At 55.2% G+C, this 1,240-nt stretch carries 1 protein-coding gene; it reads left to right on the top strand.

Going from position 1 to position 1,240, the window contains the following annotated elements:
* Nucleotides 1–73: 73 nt before the first annotated feature.
* On the top strand, nt 74–1,240 hold a 1,167-nt coding region (locus tag SJH88_RS19125), incomplete at its 3' end, for an IS30 family transposase (RefSeq protein WP_274755391.1).

Genomic DNA, 1,240 nt, shown 5'->3' with positions numbered 1-1,240 from the left:
GTATTGGGTGGATTCAACCGGTCGTCGCAACACCTTTAATCAGGAGGTGTTTATGGGACGTCCCGCAGGATGGATGAAGCAATTTACTGGCAGAGACGCCATGCGATCTCCTGGTGCTCCGTCACATCGACGAGAGATCGAGCGTCAGTTCTGGCTTCAGATCGCCAAGGGCATCACCAGTGAGAAAGCAGCCGAAGCTGTTGGTGCATCACAGGCGGTTGGGGCTCGTTGGTTCAGGCATCGTGGCGGCATGCCATTGTTTATGTCCAAGCCTGTATCCAACAGGTATCTGTCGTTTGACCAACGAGAAGAGATCGGATTACTTCGTGCGCAGGATATTGGCGTGCGGGAGATTGCTCGTCGAATTGGCCGAAGTCCTTCTACTGTATCGAGGGAGCTGACACGCAATGCGGCGACTCGCGGGGGCAAGTTGGAATATCGAGCATCCGTTGCGCAGTGGAAAGCAGAACTTGTGGCCAAACGCCCCAAACCATCCAAGCTGGTAACGAATCCACGGTTGCGTGAATATGTCCAAGAACGCTTGGAAGGCTCCATTTACGATGTGCAAGGGTGGGAAGTTGCCGGCCCCCAGCAAGCGGCGTTCATTGGCCGCAACAAGCCCCACCGCTGTGATCGCAAGTGGGTCAAAGGTTGGTCTCCACAGCAAATTGCGAACCGATTACGGCTGGACTTTCCAAATGATCCATCGATGCGCATCTCACACGAAGCCATCTACCAAGCCCTGTACATCCAGGGTCGAGGTGCCCTCAAGCGAGAGACGGTCAGTTATCTGCGCACCGGGCGGGCGCTACGTGTTCCTCGGGCAAGGTGCCAAGCTAAAGCGTGGGCTCATGTCAGTGAAGAAGTAATGATCTGCAATCGACCGTTCGAGATAGAAGATCGCAAAGTACCAGGACATTGGGAGGGGGACTTGATCATCGGTTTGGGACGATCAGCGATTGGCACGCTGGTCGAGCGCACAAGCCGCTTGACCATGCTTGTGCACTTGCCACGAGAGGATGGCTATGGCTTGACCCCAAGGGTAAAGAATGGGCAGCCGTTGGCTGGCTATGGTGCCGTCACGATGGCCAATGCTCTCAGAAAAACTGTCACCAAACTGCCTGCCCAGCTATGGAAATCGTTAACGTGGGATCGTGGTAAGGAGCTGTCAGACCACGCACGGTTCACTGCCGAGTCAGGGGTGCAGGTGTTCTTTGCTGATCCTCATAGTCCATGGCAA

The organism is Comamonas sp. GCA5, from assembly GCF_036541385.1.
GTDB lineage: Bacteria > Pseudomonadota > Gammaproteobacteria > Burkholderiales > Burkholderiaceae_C > Comamonas > Comamonas aquatica.
This window is presented reverse-complemented; position numbering and strand designations above follow the sequence as displayed.